Origin of the sequence: Brevibacillus sp. NRRL NRS-603 (genome assembly GCF_003013445.1) — a bacterium.
In the GTDB taxonomy this organism is placed as follows: domain Bacteria; phylum Bacillota; class Bacilli; order Brevibacillales; family Brevibacillaceae; genus Brevibacillus; species Brevibacillus formosus.
On the sequence record NZ_PXZN01000008.1, the window covers coordinates 1 to 15675 of the forward strand.

At 45.4% G+C, this 15675-nt stretch carries 17 protein-coding genes and 1 riboswitch; of the genes, 9 read left to right on the forward strand and 8 right to left on the reverse strand.

Annotated elements, in window-relative coordinates; genetic code table 11:
- The 6 genes from C7R94_RS03335 to C7R94_RS03360 form a co-directional block, all read right to left on the reverse strand.
- On the reverse strand, window positions 1-1037 hold a 1037-nt coding region (locus C7R94_RS03335), incomplete at its 3' end, for an alpha/beta hydrolase (protein WP_106778457.1).
- Between the two features lie 114 nt (window positions 1038-1151).
- A complete protein-coding gene (locus C7R94_RS03340) occupies window positions 1152-2624 on the reverse strand; it encodes a methyl-accepting chemotaxis protein (protein ID WP_106778458.1) in 1473 nt (490 codons plus the stop codon).
- A gap of 1 nt (window position 2625) precedes the next feature.
- Window positions 2626-3180 (reverse strand): GNAT family N-acetyltransferase, encoded by a 555-nt coding sequence (locus tag C7R94_RS03345; protein WP_106778459.1) that lies wholly within the window; start codon window positions 3178-3180, stop codon window positions 2626-2628.
- 192 nt (window positions 3181-3372) lie between these two features.
- Window positions 3373-3459: riboswitch (cyclic di-GMP riboswitch) on the reverse strand.
- A 183-nt stretch (window positions 3460-3642) separates the two neighbouring features.
- A complete protein-coding gene (locus C7R94_RS03350) occupies window positions 3643-4305 on the reverse strand; it encodes a peroxiredoxin-like family protein (protein WP_106778460.1) in 663 nt (220 codons plus the stop codon).
- Window positions 4306-4389: 84 nt separating this feature from the next.
- Window positions 4390-5067, reverse strand: coding sequence for a Crp/Fnr family transcriptional regulator (locus C7R94_RS03355; RefSeq protein WP_106778684.1), 678 nt, complete (start codon window positions 5065-5067; stop codon window positions 4390-4392).
- Entirely contained in the window at window positions 5067-5906 is an 840-nt protein-coding gene (locus tag C7R94_RS03360; protein WP_106778461.1) for a DNA alkylation repair protein, read from the reverse strand. The genes C7R94_RS03355 and C7R94_RS03360 overlap by 1 nt, the downstream gene beginning before the upstream one ends.
- 106 nt (window positions 5907-6012) lie before the next feature.
- On the opposite strand from C7R94_RS03360, the gene C7R94_RS03365 reads away from it, so the two are divergent.
- The 5 genes from C7R94_RS03365 (at window position 6013) to C7R94_RS03385 (ending at window position 9464) form a co-directional block, all read left to right on the forward strand.
- Window positions 6013-6198: a hypothetical protein gene (locus C7R94_RS03365; protein ID WP_047070381.1), complete on the forward strand. Its 186-nt coding sequence runs from the start codon at window positions 6013-6015 to the stop codon at window positions 6196-6198.
- A gap of 127 nt (window positions 6199-6325) precedes the next feature.
- Complete coding sequence (locus C7R94_RS03370; protein WP_106778462.1) at window positions 6326-7033, forward strand: DNA alkylation repair protein; 708 nt, start codon at window positions 6326-6328, stop codon at window positions 7031-7033.
- 160 nt (window positions 7034-7193) lie between these two features.
- Window positions 7194-7970, forward strand: a complete 777-nt coding sequence (locus C7R94_RS03375) for an amino acid ABC transporter substrate-binding protein (RefSeq protein WP_106778463.1) — start codon at window positions 7194-7196, stop codon at window positions 7968-7970.
- Between the two features lie 73 nt (window positions 7971-8043).
- Window positions 8044-8703 carry an amino acid ABC transporter permease gene (locus tag C7R94_RS03380; RefSeq protein ID WP_106778464.1) on the forward strand — a complete coding sequence of 220 codons (660 nt, stop codon included), beginning with the start codon at window positions 8044-8046 and terminating at the stop codon, window positions 8701-8703.
- Window positions 8704-8717: 14 nt separating this feature from the next.
- Window positions 8718-9464, forward strand: a complete 747-nt coding sequence (locus C7R94_RS03385) for an amino acid ABC transporter ATP-binding protein (RefSeq protein WP_047070385.1) — start codon at window positions 8718-8720, stop codon at window positions 9462-9464.
- 66 nt (window positions 9465-9530) lie between these two features.
- Here the strand turns inward: C7R94_RS03385 and C7R94_RS03390 are convergent, their stop codons facing one another.
- A complete protein-coding gene (locus C7R94_RS03390) occupies window positions 9531-9794 on the reverse strand; it encodes a KTSC domain-containing protein (protein ID WP_106778465.1) in 264 nt (87 codons plus the stop codon).
- A gap of 466 nt (window positions 9795-10260) precedes the next feature.
- Here C7R94_RS03390 and C7R94_RS03395 point away from each other — a divergent pair, with 466 nt between their 5' ends.
- The 3 genes from C7R94_RS03395 (at window position 10261) to C7R94_RS03405 (ending at window position 13778) form a co-directional block, all read left to right on the forward strand.
- Window positions 10261-10587: a PadR family transcriptional regulator gene (locus C7R94_RS03395; protein ID WP_106778466.1), complete on the forward strand. Its 327-nt coding sequence runs from the start codon at window positions 10261-10263 to the stop codon at window positions 10585-10587.
- A gap of 4 nt (window positions 10588-10591) precedes the next feature.
- On the forward strand, window positions 10592-11344 hold the full coding sequence (locus C7R94_RS03400; protein WP_106778467.1) for a VanZ family protein: 753 nt from the start codon (window positions 10592-10594) through the stop codon (window positions 11342-11344).
- A gap of 139 nt (window positions 11345-11483) precedes the next feature.
- Window positions 11484-13778: a glycoside hydrolase gene (locus tag C7R94_RS03405; protein WP_106778468.1), complete on the forward strand. Its 2295-nt coding sequence runs from the start codon at window positions 11484-11486 to the stop codon at window positions 13776-13778.
- Between the two features lie 52 nt (window positions 13779-13830).
- On the opposite strand, the gene C7R94_RS03410 is transcribed toward C7R94_RS03405, so the two are convergent.
- Window positions 13831-14757: a LysR family transcriptional regulator gene (locus tag C7R94_RS03410; protein WP_106778469.1), complete on the reverse strand. Its 927-nt coding sequence runs from the start codon at window positions 14755-14757 to the stop codon at window positions 13831-13833.
- A gap of 136 nt (window positions 14758-14893) precedes the next feature.
- Between C7R94_RS03410 and C7R94_RS03415 the strand changes: the two genes are divergently transcribed.
- Complete coding sequence (locus tag C7R94_RS03415; RefSeq protein WP_106778470.1) at window positions 14894-15640, forward strand: SDR family NAD(P)-dependent oxidoreductase; 747 nt, start codon at window positions 14894-14896, stop codon at window positions 15638-15640.
- Window positions 15641-15675 lie beyond the last annotated feature (35 nt).

A 15675-nucleotide genomic window follows, 5' to 3' on the forward strand; every position in this document is an offset into this window, starting at 1 on the left:
GTTTTTCTAATAAGCGCTATAAACTCCTCTGCTTTCTCGATGTGTGGAGCGTGCCCCACATTTTCCATGACAATCTCCTGATAGAAACCACCAGCGCGCTGATATTGTTCAAGCACGTCACGAATTTGGGAGACCATCGGCTGCGGGGGATATTCGTCTTCCCCCGGCCATCCGGGGACATAGCCAAGCTTGCCCAGCGTACCGAAATCAGCCAGCGACTGATCCGAGACAATGGCATCATCCGCACCGCGAATCCATAAAATCGGACACTTCGGCTCCATCTGGACAATACCGGACAAATTTACGTATTTGGGAGAAATCGCATTCGTAATCCCTGTCGTTCCAGGAGCAACACCGGGCCAATCGTTTACATATTCAAATGCACCGGGGAAAAAGTCCTCTCCTGTTCTCGTAGAGAGTATAGCGGTCACATAACGGTCTTCCTGCTCTGGGCCAACTTGAAAGGGGGGCTTGAAATAAAGCTGATTCATGACATTGCGAGGACTGGAGGGAGATTCATTGCCCATATCTTTGGCTGCTATCCTTTTGACCAGCTCGGAGTTGGCGGCTCCCCCACCCGAGCCCGAGAAGCTGCTGTAGCACGGGGTGCCAGCTATATCCTTGGTTCCACCAAAGCCGTAAGGGGACATGGGGGCGATGAGAATCAGAGAGCGGACTTCCTGCGGGTGATCGATGGCAAACTGCATCGCTATCCCGCCACCCAACGACCAGCCGGCAAGATGAACAGGCTTTGGCAAGTCCAATGCCCGAATAAACGAATGAAGGTCATCCGACCAGTCTCGCAAACCGCGCGTCGCATCAATTGGCAATGCTTCACTTGCTCCATAGCCGCGCATATCAGGTGCATACAGACGGTACTCGTCACATAGAGCCGCAATGGTATCATCCCAGAACAAGTTGGCTGATGCATTGCCGTGAATGAGGAGAAGCGGTTCTCCTTCTGGTACGCCTGCTGTCAGGTAGGAAACGAGCAATCGATCGGTCTGAATCGTTTTGGTTTCGATTCGTGCATCCATCAATGATGTGCCTCCTTTCAAATCCTTGATATCAGAATATTCCTATTATATGCCTGTTCAGTTACAAAATGAGAAAAGAAAACAACCGCCCTTGAAAAGGCGGTTGCAGGAAGGTTAATTATGGAGACCACGCATCTGCTGTTCGATTTTCTCAAAGCCGCCTGAAACCTTAACGACTTCGTCTTTTTGCTCAGAAACCAGAACAAGCACTTCTTCCAGACTCTCTTTGTTCTTGTCGGTAATATCTGCGTTGACTTCTACTTTTGCGCCGACTTCCTGAATCATGCTGTGAACATGGACGATGAACTCTTGCAGGTTCTTCGTTTTATCTGCGAAGTTTTGCATGTAGTTGTCAACATTGGTGAACATATCTTGTACTTCGAGGATACCCTCGCTATTTTTCTCAAAAGAAGTCTGCGACTCGGAAATCATATCTGATACGAGTTTCATTTTTTCGCGGATGGTCATGAGCAGGCTCGAGATCGACTCGGAGGATAGCTTGGAGGATTCAGCCAGCTTGCGTACTTCATCTGCTACGACAGCAAATCCTCGGCCGTGTTCGCCTGCGCGAGACGCTTCAATCGTGGCATTGAGTGCCAACAGATTGGTTTGTGCAGAAATATCGGAAATGGTTTGAATGATTTTCCCAATCGATTCGGTTTCTTTATTGAGCTCTTGAATCAGCTGGTTCGTACTTTGGATGTCCTTGATGAATCGTTCAAAGTCATTGCCGATGTTGCCAATGCGTTTTCCACTCTCGCTAGTGGCTTCTTTGGTAGATTCTACGTACTCATGCATCTCTATAACAGAGCGGGTCATATCCTCAACTTGCAAATTCGTCGAGCTCATTTCCCGACGAAGCTCGTCTGTATTGCTGGTCTGGACCGTAAAGGACTCCATAATGTCTTGCAGGGAAGCGACGGTTTCGACAGCGCGAACATTTACACCGTCCGTCACCTTGTTCAAATTCTCTTGATAGTCTTGCATAGAGGTGAGTGATTCATTGATCTGATCCAGAACACGTTGTAACGATTCCTTCGAGGCAATCGCTTCTTGCTTTTGTTGCTCACTTTCCTCTTGTAGCTTGTTATTGAATACAGCATGCATCATGCTCGTGATAGAGACGAAGCAGAAGGTGAGCAGGAAGTACATTAGATCAAGGTTGCTAGTCGAATGGAAAATCGTTTCTCTTTGTGTCAGGAAGTAGTAAGAGACAATGCCCAATGTCGATACAATCGTCAAAATATTGATGAGTCGGTCTTGATAAATCCCCATAACTGCTACAAAGAACATAATAGTCATGATATTGATCATGTGCGGGTCCAGTCCAACTATGATGAACATGAAGATCCCGATTACGGCGAAGTTGAAAAACTTCATGAAGGGCGCTGCTTTTTCCCGCAAGCTCGGGCGATTGGAGATGTAAGCAAAAGGTGCCAGCACGCCATACAAAATACCCAGTACCGTGAGAACGAATGTGTACGGTACGCCTAGAAAGAGGTTTAAGATCTGAACAACCGTAATAATACTTGCGAATACGATTACGACCCAATTGTTTCTTCTTCTCAATAGATCAATGTGATCCATGTTACCCACCTACCTCGACTTTTACTTGATTGGATGACGACGAATTGTACCAGGAATATTTCGGATCGTGCTTATTGTCATAGACATCTTTGAGATGGAAGAGGGTCGGAATAGCATCGGCCCCTTTGTAAAATACGATATCTTTGATCTGAGTCGCCTTTACTTGATATTTCTTGTTAATAAATTTAAAAAATGTCGGATCTGCTACCCCGATTGCGTGGGTATAGCCATGCTTTTCAGCGTAATCTATCATCAAGCAAATTCCTTTTTGCCCTAGTTGTCCGCGGTATTTCGGCAAAACAGCGAGACTGTCTACCTCCATGACTTTCATATCTTCTGTAACAACGTCCTGAAAAAGTGATTTCATATAAGCACTTGATTTGGAAAAGGGCGTCATTTCAAATGTTCCACCTGCTTCACCATCTTCGGCGATTAGGAGGAACAGAGCTGAGCCTTCTTTCGCGTACTCCATCTCGAAGCCCATGCTTGTCCATACTGTTTCTTTGATTTCATGAAATTTAGCTAACTCTTGTACGGTTTCTACTTGTTTGTACATAACTTCTCCACTCCATCATTTTCTCTGATTGAACTATGTTGTGTATGTTTGTCGTCTCAAAAGTTATGTTTTTCCATCCGTTGCAAAAATGAAAGTGCTTTCATCCTCCTTTCAAAAATGTCAACACAAAAAAAGGCCATTCCATCGAAATGGAACAACCGAAGCTACCAACATCGAAAATGGTCTCATGATGATGGCAACCCGGCTATCATGGTCAAAGAAGACTGTAGACCCGTGGTTTTGCGTCGCCACCTTTCGATGACTTTGCCTTTTGCATTTCTTTAGCAAAAATTGTAAAAACGTGTCGAATTTTGCTAGACACAATCATGCAAAATATAAGCCATTTGTATTAGCTGTGTCAAGTTTTGGTAGGGAGAAGTAACTAATTGTTCATAATATAAGAACGTACGAAAAAACCAGTTGCGGTATCAACTGGTTCTTCATTAAGTAGGGAGTAGGGCGTTAGGCTAGGGTGCGCAGAATGTCTATAACTTCAGTAGGCTCCATTCGCTTTTTGTAGTCAGGATCTAAGGATACTGACCGGATTACGCCCTGTTTATCGAGGATATAAGTAGCAGGTATGGGGAGTGTCCATGAATCTTCATGATTAAAACGAGTGAGATCGATATCTAATGATTGGTAGGTATCATGTAAATATTCAGGCAGTCTGAATCTGAGTTCATATTTTTCTGCTACCTGATTATTGGTATCGCATAAAACGGGGAAGCTCAGACGATTGTTCTCTTGCATAGTAAGAGAGTGTGCAGGAGATTGTGGACTTATGGCAAACAATTGGGCACCCAGTGAGTTTATTGTATCGATCTGTTTTTGGTACGCTTGCATCTCTAAATTGCAATAGGGGCACCATGATCCACGGAAAAATGTGAGGACGACAGGACCTTTTACGATTTCTTCCGACAAGGTAATGTTCTTTCCAGCATGATCGTTCAATGTGAAATCAGGCGCAATCGAACCAAGGGGCAAGCCCTTTGCGTGTCCAGAGGTCCGCAGCTCCTCGATTGATCTTGTAAATGCATCTGTTACTTCACGGGTGAGGAAGTCTGCTATTTGAATGGTTGTAAAATCTAGCTCTTCGCGCAGGCTCTGAAAATGTGGTTTATCCATATGTCGTTCCCCTCTTTTTCGAAAGAATAGTAGAAGCCATAGCTTTACGATATCTTTCTTTTTGAGCGAAAGATGTAAACTGGATTACATTCTCTTCAAAATTTTGTCCCGCTGAATAGAAATGGATTTAAAGCCTGTTTGAATCAGTTCTTCTCTTGCTAAAGCACGTAATGCTACCGTCACTGCTTCCCTGGATGCCCCAACAAAATTGGCGAGTTCTTGATGGGAGAGAGGTAAGTCAATTTGTTGAAACGCCGAACTGTTAGCATTGCCAAATTGATCGGCGAGCTTTACCAACGTGGAAATAATGCGATCTTGTAAAGGGAGAAGGGCAAGATTTTCGGCTGCTTGACTGATCGAAACCATTCTATCGCTAATGATCTTCATGATCTTCATCATCAGTTGAGGATGTTCGATGAGGTAGCTTTCAAATTTTGCTTTGCTCATTTTACAAATGAGGCAGTCTTCGATGGCATCTATATACATCTCTCTTGTACCTAATGAGAGGAGATCCACTTCTCCAAACACATTGCCTTCCCCGAGGATATCGAATGTGAACTGCCGACCATCCCGATTTACTTTATATAAACGTACCTTCCCCTGTTTGATGAAGTAGAAGCCCTCTGAAAAATTTTCTGGTGTTTGAATGCACGTATTTTTGGGAAAAGGGGTTAGAGAGGTTAATTGATCAATTAAGCGCAAACTTTCCTCGGATAATGAATTCAACAAATAAAATTGGGATAAATGTGTAATTGGGTTCATCATTTCTGTTCAGTTTGGGTCTTCAGGATCGTTCTTTTCGCTTTTGTGACAATTCTTTTCGTCTCCTTTGTATCAGAGGTTTTTAGCCACTCGTCACAAAGCTGTGTCACCCAGTCTGGTTGTGATTTACTCGCATCGTTCAACCAATTCCCTACAGAATCTTGAACATATTTGGATGGATCTGACTTCACTGGTGTGAGCAAAGGCAGGCAGCGAGCGGGCTCATTTTTCAATGCGTCAATATGCTTGCACCAGACACCTCGAGGGCGTGTGGCTTCTATCGCAAAGCGGCGAATATTTTCGTCGGCATCAAGTACCCATTCGCTCAGGAGTTGAATGGAATGGTTCAGATCATGCAAGAGAGAATCTCGAATCGCCATCCATGCGATCTCTCTCACTCCAAAATGATGATCAGCCGCGAATTTTTTTATTTGCGCTAGTTTTTCTTCTAGAGATAAGGTGTTGTCCAGGCCGATAATATAGGCACTCCAGCAACGCACACTGTCTGACTTGTGGTTGGCCAACGATAGGAAAACAGGAGCCGTAGCTGTGGGTTCACCCGATTTGTGTAAGATCGCAAGCAGTTCTTGTCCAATCAGACGGATAGCTTTCATTCCGCTCGTTGATCCGGTCTCTTCTAGCTGACCAACAAGTTGAGGGACATACGCGCCTAATGTAACATGAGGCAGAACGATTCGTACCAAATGAATATGATTAACAGCCTGCCATTCAGTCAAATTGACGCTTTCTAATTCTCCAGCATGAAGGAGTGCTAATACATTGTCAGGGATGAGTGAGGCTTTACTTGCTCCTTTTCTCGTGTGTACCGAATCCGGCATTTCAACAAACTCCTTTTCGCGGTAATGGTAAAAGTATACATAAAAATCACCCGTAACAAAAATTTTCCAACTATCCGATAACTAGAAGGAATAGGAGGGGATTTTGATGAAGGAAGTAAAAGTGATTCAATTTTACTTTTCCGGAGGCGGTGAAATGATTAGCATCGAAACGACGGAACCGGAAGAGATCATTCAAATGGTCGCTAATCAAAACGACGGATGGCTCCAGTATGATGATGTTGTCATTAACGTGAGAAATGTTTTGTATATCAGAGTACGCAATCAGGCGTAACAATAAGAATAGGAAAAGAGTGTCAAGCTCTAGCACGAAAAAGCTCTCCTTTGCATATGGAGGGCTTTTTCGTGTTGGAGGAGCTCAATTGGTTATTCTATTAATAGAAGAAAAGGAGGGTGGCAATATGACGCTGGAAGAAGTCATGCAGAAGCTCGAAGCGATGGGGACTGAACAGACGAAAAAAACGTTATTGCGGCATGGGGCGAAAGAGCCTTTGTTTGGCGTGCGAGTCGGTGATATGAAAAAGCTGGTCAAGGAGGTAAAGCGTGATCAGCAGCTCGTTCAGGCGCTGTACGATACGGGAAACTACGACGCCATGTACTTGGCCGGATTGACGGTTGACCCAATGAGCATGACAAAAGAGCGGCTGCAGTCTTGGGTCAAGAAAGCCTCTTGGTACGCGCCCGCCGAGTATACGGTTGCGAGTGTAGCCGCTGAGAGCCATTTTGCCATGGAGTTGGCACGAGAATGGATCGAGTCAAAGGAAGAGATGGTAGCCACATGTGGGTGGAACACGTATTCGAACTACTTGTCGATTACCCCCGACGAACAGCTGGATAAAGAAGAAATCAAACGGCTCCTCATGAGAGTGAACGAGACGATTCATCAGGAACAGAATCGTGTGCGGTACACCATGAATCAATTCGTTATTTCAGTAGGCGCGTATGTAGCGGAACTTCATCAGGAAGCGCTGGAAGTGGCCGCAGCGATTGGCAAAGTACATGTAGACGTCGGACAGACAGCGTGCAAGGTTCCGTTGGCTACGGAGTATATCAAAAAGATAGAGGAACGAGGGAGTGTCGGAAAAAAGAAAAAGACGTGCATTTGCTAGTGGGGCATTTTTCTCAATCATTTGGCGTATATTTCTAAGGTGCTTTTGTTTAGTAAAGTATCGACTATTTCTTGCTAATGTGCTATCATGATACCTTGTTAACGTATTACCACTTTATCGGAGTAAAACATAGAGTAGGGAAACGAGGGGGATCATCACGATGAAGAAAATAGCATGGATGTCATTGTTGCTGAGTGCGATGGTTTCATTGGTAGTGGGCTGTTCCAGCACAAATACTGGCGCTGACGCGAACAAGCTGATCATCGGAATTGATGATAAGTTTGCACCAATGGGATTTAGGGATGAGAAAAATGAGCTAGTTGGCTTTGATATTGATTTTGCGCGTGCAGCCGGCGAAAAAATGGGAAAACAAGTCGAGTTTCAACCAATCGATTGGAGTGCAAAAGAGTCTGAACTAAACAGCGGTCGTATTGACTTGATCTGGAATGGATATACGATAACAGATGAAAGAAAAGGGAAGGTTCTTTTTACCAAGCCTTATCTGAAAAACGCACAAGTAGTGGTCACGATGGCAAATAGCAACTTGACCAAGCTCTCAGACTTGGCCGGTAAAGGAATTGGTTTGCAAAAGCTGTCTTCCGCAGCTGACGCGATTAATGCGAGTGATATCAAAAATCAGGTCAAATCGATTACCGAGTTCCCTGATAACGTGCTGGCACTGAGTGATTTGAAGATCGGTCGTGTAGAAGCAGTTGTCATCGACCAGGTTGTGGCTGATTACTATATGGCAAAAGAACCGGGTACTTTTAAGAAGTTGGAAGAATCGCTGTCCCCTGAGGAATATGGAGTAGGCGTCAAAAAAGGCAACGAGGCATTGTTGAATGAGCTGCAAAAAGCACTGGATGCGTTGAATCAGGATGGTACAGCTGCAAAAATATCGGAAAAATGGTTCGGCGAAAATCGTGTATTGAAATAAGGAGAACAGCGATGGCTTCGCCGCTTGATTGGCGAAGCCACGCTTTTATTTTCAGGATTAGGAGCATACCAAGATGAGCGTAGACTACATTCTCTCCATTACGAAGCCCATGCTAGAAGGGGCGCAGATGACGGTGCTGTTGTTTATCATCGCCATTCTGCTTTCCATTCCATTAGGTTTTTTGATCACCTTAATGGCAAAAAGCAATAATAAGGCGCTGGCCTGGCTCGCGCATACGTATGTGTATGTGATGCGTGGGACGCCTCTCTTATTGCAGCTGTTGTTTATTTGCTTCGGGCTGCCTCTCTTGCCCGTAGTGGGAGAGTATTTGGTGATGGATCGGTTCGTCGCTGCATGTGTCGGCTTCGTGCTGAACTACGCAGCGTATTTCGCGGAGATTTTCCGTGGAGGACTGCTGTCAATCGACAAGGGACAGTATGAGGCGGCGCAGGTCCTCGGTTTTAGCAAATGGCAGACAACCAATAAGATCATTTTGCCGCAAATGTTTCGCGTGGCTTTGCCTGCCGTCGCAAATGAATCAATTACTCTCGTAAAAGACACAGCACTGCTCTATGCGGTTGCTGTTCCAGAATTGCTTCACTTTGCACAAACGGCTGTGAATCGCGACTTTACCATCGTTCCGTTTTTTATTGCCGGAATCATTTATTTGTTGATGACGCTATTGTTGACGTTGTTCTTTAAGTGGCTGGAAAAAAGGTTCAAATTCGAATAAAGGGCTGGCTCAATATGGATATCATTCAAGTATCGAATCTAAAGAAATCATTTGGCAATCAGGAAGTTTTGCGAGATGTCTCGTTTTCAGTGAAAAAGAACGAAGTCGTGGCAGTAATTGGACCATCTGGCTCCGGCAAAAGCACAATGCTACGCAGCTTGGTCAATTTGGAGCAGGTGAATGGTGGCAGCATTCGTGTGCAGGATGATTATTTGGTGAAGGACGGCGTTTATGCCGGCAATCAAGAAATCAAGCAGATCACATCGAGAATGGGCATGGTCTTTCAGCATTTTAATCTGTTTCCTCATCTCACAGTAAAAGAAAATCTGGAGATCGCACCACGCGTAGTCAAAGGTGAGGCGTCTTCGGACATCCAAAGAAAGAGTGCAGAGCTCTTGGAAAAGGTCGGCCTGTCTGATAAGGCAGACGCGTATCCAGCAAAGCTCTCAGGCGGACAGAAGCAGCGTGTGGCGATCGCCAGAGCACTGATGATGAACCCGCAAATCTTGTTGTTTGACGAGCCTACGTCTGCGCTTGATCCCGAACTGACAGGTGAGGTCCTGCAAGTCATCAAGCAGCTTGCCCAGGAGCATATGACGATGATGGTTGTAACGCATGAGATGGGATTCGCGCGCGAGGTGGCGAACCAAATCATGTTTATGGACAAAGGGGAATTCGTAGAGTCGGGGACACCTGAGCAATTGTTTACAAACGCTAAATTTGAGCGGACCAAATCTTTTTTGCATCGCGCATTAAAATAGTGAAGATCAATAACAAATGCCCTCAGTGTCGAGAAGACAGACTGAGGGCATTTTTGTATAGACAGGCTACATCACCTGATAGTTCAAGTACCGTTGGCTGATAAACGAATGAAAATGATCGCTGAACGAATCAGCATTTAAAAACGCATTGTAAGCGTAAGGAGTGACCCGACAGTAAACGACCTCGCGTCCATCGTGAAAACGGATGTAGAGGTGGCTTGCATCCAGATCGTAGCGAGCAGCTTTGATCAATTTCGAATCCAGTTCCTTGTAGGTAATTTCTTGGGGTTGGTTCTGACATGGCAGAAATTGGCGAAAAAGGGATCTCAATGTTCGTGCAAACTCCTTTATCTAAAAATCAGCTTATCTATTTCTACGTGTCTTCATTTTACGCAAAAATTTGGATTCGGAATACAAAAATAGCACACCGATTGCAAAATAGGCTAAGAGAACCGTATTTAGAACGATCATTGGAAAGTCGGCAAGCATGTAAGTGCCTCCTGTAATAGAGAATGAAGTCACGAATGAAAAGTAACCTGCTCCAAAAAAGTGAAAATCTTCTTTTTGTTTCGTTCTATGGACCTATCATCTGGTTGTGTATAGAAAAGAATGATCATCCGAAAGTATGTAGACTCATGAAAAATGTTGTCGAATATAGTCTATATTACCTATTTTGTTATTGTCAATAATTACATAGAACCAAAAGTGTAATATGAAAATTTCTTTGATAAATTACCTTGTATCACGAGGTATAGTGTGATAATCTCTAGGCATGTCACGGGGAGGAGATGCTTTTGTGAACAAGGAGTTATTGAAAGGAAGCATTGATCTATTGCTTCTCTCGCTAATCGCACAAAAAGATCAGTATGGCTATGAGTTGGCCAAGAAGATTCGCGATAAAAGCGATGAGATGTATGAAATCGGTGAAGGCACACTATACCCTGCCCTAAAACGACTGGAGACGCAAAAGGCAGTGGAGTCTTATTGGGGGGAAGCCAACGAAGGCGGACGCCGCAAATATTATCGGATTACCAAGACGGGCCAGGGGCTTCTTCAAGACAAGATGAAGGATTGGCAGAGCTTAAGCCGACTCATTATGTTGTGCAATAAGGGAAGTGAGTAAACGAATGAAGCTCGAAGAATATGCAGAGCAGGTTGTCAGTCGCTTGCCGTGCTCGAAATGGGAAAAGCGGGATGTCAAAGATGAGCTGATGGATCATTTGAACAGCATGAAAAGTGAGCTCGTTGAAGAAGGCTATGAAGAAAAGGAAGCAGTATCTTTGACCCTTCAACGATTCGGGCCTACGGGAGCAATCAGTCGGCAACTGTCTGAATCCATGCCGCTCATTGATAAATATTTCCGCAAATGGGTCATGAGCTTATTCTGTATGTATGTAGCCGTCCTCAGCTATTACTTGTTGTTGTCGCCTGAGCGATGGGAAAGCAGAGCTTTTATGGTTGAATGGAAGGAAAGGATGCTTGCATATGGCGCTTCGCAGTACAGTCAGCCGTTTCTAAACACGAACCTATTTCATACATTGGTAGATTACGTATACCGTTATGACAAATACAACGTTGATATATTGGTGTTCAATCTGGCTGGAAATGTCATCTTGTTCGTGCCGCTTGGGTTGCTGGTACCACTGCTATTCCTTAGATTCCAAAACATTCATCGGGTATTTTTTCTCACGCTCTTTGTTAGTCTCATCATTGAAACTCTGCAACTATTGTTATCGTTAGGCAGTTTTGATGTTGATGATCTGCTGCTAAACGTACTCGGGGGACTCATTGGCTACGGAATGTTCCGATTAGGAGCGACTCTCATCTACAGGCGACGGAAAAGCATCCCATACGATGATGATTTGTCTGCAACGTCGTAACAACAGAATCAGAGTCGAAAAAGCCTTCTGATTTAGCGAGGTCGCACAGATGTGAGGCGGCCTTGGCAAAGGCTTTGGCTTTTTTTACACAAAAACATCGTGATACGATATACATAGTGATTCGATTTATGGGGATTTCATGAAACAAACAGGGATTTTACTACTGGTATTTGTACTGATGCTCCAAGTAGTCGTTGGTTGTGAGAACAACCTTGCTACCGAGCAGGGACAGACGAAGCAGCATGCAGATTTTACTTTTGATGTGAAGCCGGAGACCTTTGAAGTATTTGTCGAGAGAGACGGAGTGAAGGAAAGTGCTTCGGAGCCGATGCCTGCGCGCAAGGTAACGAATGTACAGAAAGGTCAACAAGAGATTGTCTGGAGCTACCCTGACGATCAACTGGATGTCTCGATCGAAAAGAAAGAGGATCATTTGCAAATCACCCTGACTTCCACAGGAGCAGAGAGCTTTTTCTGGCCGACAGTAAAAGGAGCAAGCTACATGCTGCCTTTGGGCGAGGGGAAATGGATTCCAGCTGTTGACAGCAAGTGGCAGTCCTTTTTAAAAGAAGAGAGTCTTAGCTTTGCTGAGTCTTTTTCCATGCGCTTTTTTACTGTGAACAAGAGCAAGTATGCGTTGATGTACGTCGTGGACAATTTGTTTAACAACACCGTCGATTTTGCCGTTGATCCGACGATTGCGTTTACGTTCTCGCACGAGTTCCCCACGATTAATCCAGACAAGACCTACGGGTTCCGCTTGTATGTCACAGACAACGATCCTGTTAGCGTAGCAGGTGTTTACAAGCAATATGTCAAGGAGCAGGGAGAACTGCTGACCCTGGCTGAAAAAGCCAAAGCCAATCCGAATATCGAAAAGCTTTACGGCGCTCCTCATTTTTACTTGTGGAGCAAGAGCTTCCTATCAATCAACGATGTGAAATGGAATGCACTGAAAACGAAGCTGAATGCGAGCTTCATCGGGGCACTTGAGCAAATCTTGGTTTCCAATGGGGTGGATGGAAAAGAGAGCATCCAGCAATTCCGCGAGATTCAGAAGCAGGATTACGTCGCGGATTATCAAAAGAAAGCGATCCTCAGCGGGTTGAATGACGCTTTGCGTTCCCGTGAGTTTTACAATCCGCAGCTATTTCCACATGTCGATGAAGAGGTGAAAAGATCGTTTAGAAAAGGGATCGACACGTTGACGGAATCACAGCTGTACGACTTGAACAAAAAGGTGCTGAAAAGTGTTCTCCAAGATGTCGTTCCACCTGTGGAACAGTGGGGGAATGCCGACTCTACTGATCTCTTGAAAGAAATGAAAGCGGCAGGGATTGATCAGGCATGGATCGGTTTGCCGGATTGGACGGCTGCCTACATGAAGCCTTCATTCATCCAAGAGGCGAATGAGACAGGCTATTTGATCGCCAGCTACGATTCCTACCATTCCATTCATCAGGAAGAAAATCCCGATTGGAACACGGCTATTTTCAAGGATAAGAGCTTGTATGAGAAGGCGACGATCTCGAAGAAAAATGGAGAGAAAAAAGCTGGTTTTCTCCAGCAGGGCAGATTGCTGAATCCGACGCTTTCGCTGCCAAGTGTCAAACAGCGCATGGATGAAATCATGAGTAACGATGTCGCTTTTAACTCGTGGTTTATTGATGTGGATGCAGCAGGAGATTTCAACGATGATTATTCGCCACAGCACACGACGACTGAGGCAGAGGATATGAAGGCGAAGCTCGCGCGTATGGACTATATTCGCGATGAAAAGAATTTGGTCATCGGGTCTGAGACTGGAAATGACTTCGCTAGCCGAAGCATCGCCTATGCCCATGGCATTGAGACGCCTGTCATCAAATGGGCAGATCCTGACATGCGAAAAAACAAGCAGAGCCCGTATTATGTAGGAGGCTACTGGTCCCAGGCAGGAGAGATTCCGGAACGATACGCCAAACAGGTTCCGATCAAGGAAGAGTATCGTCATGTATACATTGATCCTGCCTATTCTCTGCCACTGTACAAGCTCGTGTACAATAACGCGGTGATTACGAGCCATCACTGGGAGTGGGGCAGTCTGAAGATCAAGGATGAAGTCGGCACCCGTATGCTCAAGGAGCTGCTTTACAATGTACCGCCGCTCTATCATTTGGATAAAAAAATGTGGGATGCAAACCAGCCATTGATCACGAACTATTTGAAGGTGTGGTCTCCTTTCCATAAACAAGCGGTGCAGCAAGAAATGACTGATTATCGCGTCTTGTCCGAGGACAGGCTCGTGCAAAAGTCGGTTTATGGGAAGGATCTGCAAGTGATCGCCAACTTCTCTGAGCAAGATTTCACGTATGAGGGGCAAGTGGTGAAGGCCAGATCAGCGCTGATTATGAAAGGGAACGATAAACAAGCCTTCTTTGCTCCGGCGCAGTAGGAAACGATTTGAAAAAGGCTGTCCGCGAAAATGAAGCGGCAGCCTTTTTCTGCTAAGGAGTGGGTGGGTATTTCTTGCTTTTCAAATCGTATTGGAGTCGATTGATAAAGTTCATGGAAATACGGGAATAATGCCGTTCCTCCGAGCGCACCCACCCATAATAGACGGGTTGTTGATAAGGAATATCCAGATCAAGCGTAATTGAATCGGAGTCTTGCAAATGAGGTTCATGAATAAAAGAGTAGTCCAGTCCGATGGTTACCGCGAGATTTTGCCGGATTGCATTGCGGAGCGCTTCTGTGTTGTTCGACGTAAACAAAATGTCGACGGGACCATAAGTGGCGGCAAAATCCTCTACGAACCATTTGACGTAGTCGTCGTTGTACAGGACGAAGGAGTGGTTGCGAAGCTCTTCAGGTGTGACAGAATCCTGGTAGGCAAGCGGCGAGTTTTTACCCACACCAACGACCATTTTACCCTCCAGCAGCTGTTCGAAGACCAAGCCGAGGCCTTCGCTCTTTTTGACCAAGTTCTCGTGGATAATGACCAGACCAATGTCCAGCTTGTCATGAAGAATGTCCTCTAATATTTCCTGTGTGCCTTTTTCGGCAATTTCGGTACGGATGTAAGGGTAATCTTTTTTAAAGCTCGCGACGGCATCGACCAGAAGATTCATGGGACCGGGAATCGTTGCCAGCCTCAGCTCTCCACTCAACGTGTTCGTATAGTTTTGTGCTTCCTCCCAGATTTCCTGGATCTTTCCCAATGCTTCAAACGCTTTTTTGATGATGAGGCGCCCTTCAGGGGTCGGTACCGCTCCGAGACGCGAACGTGAAAAAAGAGTAACGCCTAGCTCTGCTTCCAAACTGGAGAGCGACTGGCTGATGGCGGAGAGGGTGATATGCTTGTTCTGAGCGGCTTTGGTCAAGGAGCCTGCCTTCGCTATTTCTACAATATATTCCAGTTGTTCCAGATGCATTTGGTAACATCACACCCTTTAGTCGTACTTAAGTAAGAGTAAGTATGTTTACATATTTTTAAATATAAAAGAGTCCTATAATGAAAGCAAGGCAAGAGATCAGGTACAAGAGACATAACGAATGGAGGTATTTACAATGACGAGACTCGAAGGAAAAGTAGCTATCGTAACAGGTGGAGCAAGTGGAATCGGTGAAACGACAGTCCGTCTCTTCGCAAAAGAAGGGGCGAAAGTGGTGATTGCAGACTTTTCCCCACGTGGAAATGAATTAGCGGAAGAGCTGAATCAAGCGGGCTTCGATGCGTTGTTCGTGAAAACAGACGTAACGAAAGAAGAAGAAGTGAAAAACATGGTGAGCGCCACTGTAGAAAAGTACGGAAAGGTAGACATTTTGTTTGCCAACGCAGGTATCGCGAAAGACGCACCTGGTCATCTGTTGAGCATGGATGACTGGCAAAGAACGATTGATATCAATCTGACTGGCGTATTCTTGTGTGATAAATACGTCATCGAGCAAATGCTGGCGCAAGGTACTGGCGGCGCGATTGTCAACTGCGGCTCGATCCATAGCCATGCCGGAAAAGCAGGTGTGACAGCATACTCTTCCGCCAAAGGAGGCGTGAAGCTCCTGACCCAGACGCTGGGACTTACGTATGCCAAGCAAGGGATTCGGGTCAATGCGGTCTGCCCGGGCTACATTGATACACCTCTGATTGCTGGGCGCAATGAAGCTTTGAATGAGCACCTGATCGGGTTGCATCCGATGGGACGCTTGGGTAAACCAGAGGAAGTGGCTAAGGCTGTTCTGTTCCTTGCCAGCGACGATGCCTCCTTCGTCACAGGGACAAGCCTGCTGGTCGATGGCGGTTATACTGCGCAATAAAATGTGTCTTTCTCCTCGCGTAGATTTGTCTACTC

Excerpts from the sequence above, each read along its gene's own strand:
- C7R94_RS03410 (WP_106778469.1), bottom strand. The coding sequence starts at position 14,757 with ATGCATCTGGAACAACTGGAATATATTGTAGAAATAGCGAAGGCAGGC.
- C7R94_RS03405 (WP_106778468.1), top strand. The coding sequence starts at position 11,484 with ATGAAACAAACAGGGATTTTACTACTGGTATTTGTACTGATGCTCCAA.
- C7R94_RS03375 (WP_106778463.1), top strand. The coding sequence starts at position 7,194 with ATGAAGAAAATAGCATGGATGTCATTGTTGCTGAGTGCGATGGTTTCA.
- C7R94_RS03360 (WP_106778461.1), bottom strand. The coding sequence starts at position 5,906 with ATGCCGGATTCGGTACACACGAGAAAAGGAGCAAGTAAAGCCTCACTC.
- C7R94_RS03380 (WP_106778464.1), top strand. The coding sequence starts at position 8,044 with ATGAGCGTAGACTACATTCTCTCCATTACGAAGCCCATGCTAGAAGGG.
- C7R94_RS03385 (WP_047070385.1), top strand. The coding sequence starts at position 8,718 with ATGGATATCATTCAAGTATCGAATCTAAAGAAATCATTTGGCAATCAG.
- C7R94_RS03355 (WP_106778684.1), bottom strand. The coding sequence starts at position 5,067 with ATGAACCCAATTACACATTTATCCCAATTTTATTTGTTGAATTCATTA.
- C7R94_RS03365 (WP_047070381.1), top strand. The coding sequence starts at position 6,013 with ATGAAGGAAGTAAAAGTGATTCAATTTTACTTTTCCGGAGGCGGTGAA.
- C7R94_RS03350 (WP_106778460.1), bottom strand. The coding sequence starts at position 4,305 with ATGGATAAACCACATTTTCAGAGCCTGCGCGAAGAGCTAGATTTTACA.
- C7R94_RS03345 (WP_106778459.1), bottom strand. The coding sequence starts at position 3,180 with ATGTACAAACAAGTAGAAACCGTACAAGAGTTAGCTAAATTTCATGAA.
- C7R94_RS03400 (WP_106778467.1), top strand. The coding sequence starts at position 10,592 with ATGAAGCTCGAAGAATATGCAGAGCAGGTTGTCAGTCGCTTGCCGTGC.
- C7R94_RS03370 (WP_106778462.1), top strand. The coding sequence starts at position 6,326 with ATGACGCTGGAAGAAGTCATGCAGAAGCTCGAAGCGATGGGGACTGAA.
- C7R94_RS03340 (WP_106778458.1), bottom strand. The coding sequence starts at position 2,624 with ATGGATCACATTGATCTATTGAGAAGAAGAAACAATTGGGTCGTAATC.
- C7R94_RS03415 (WP_106778470.1), top strand. The coding sequence starts at position 14,894 with ATGACGAGACTCGAAGGAAAAGTAGCTATCGTAACAGGTGGAGCAAGT.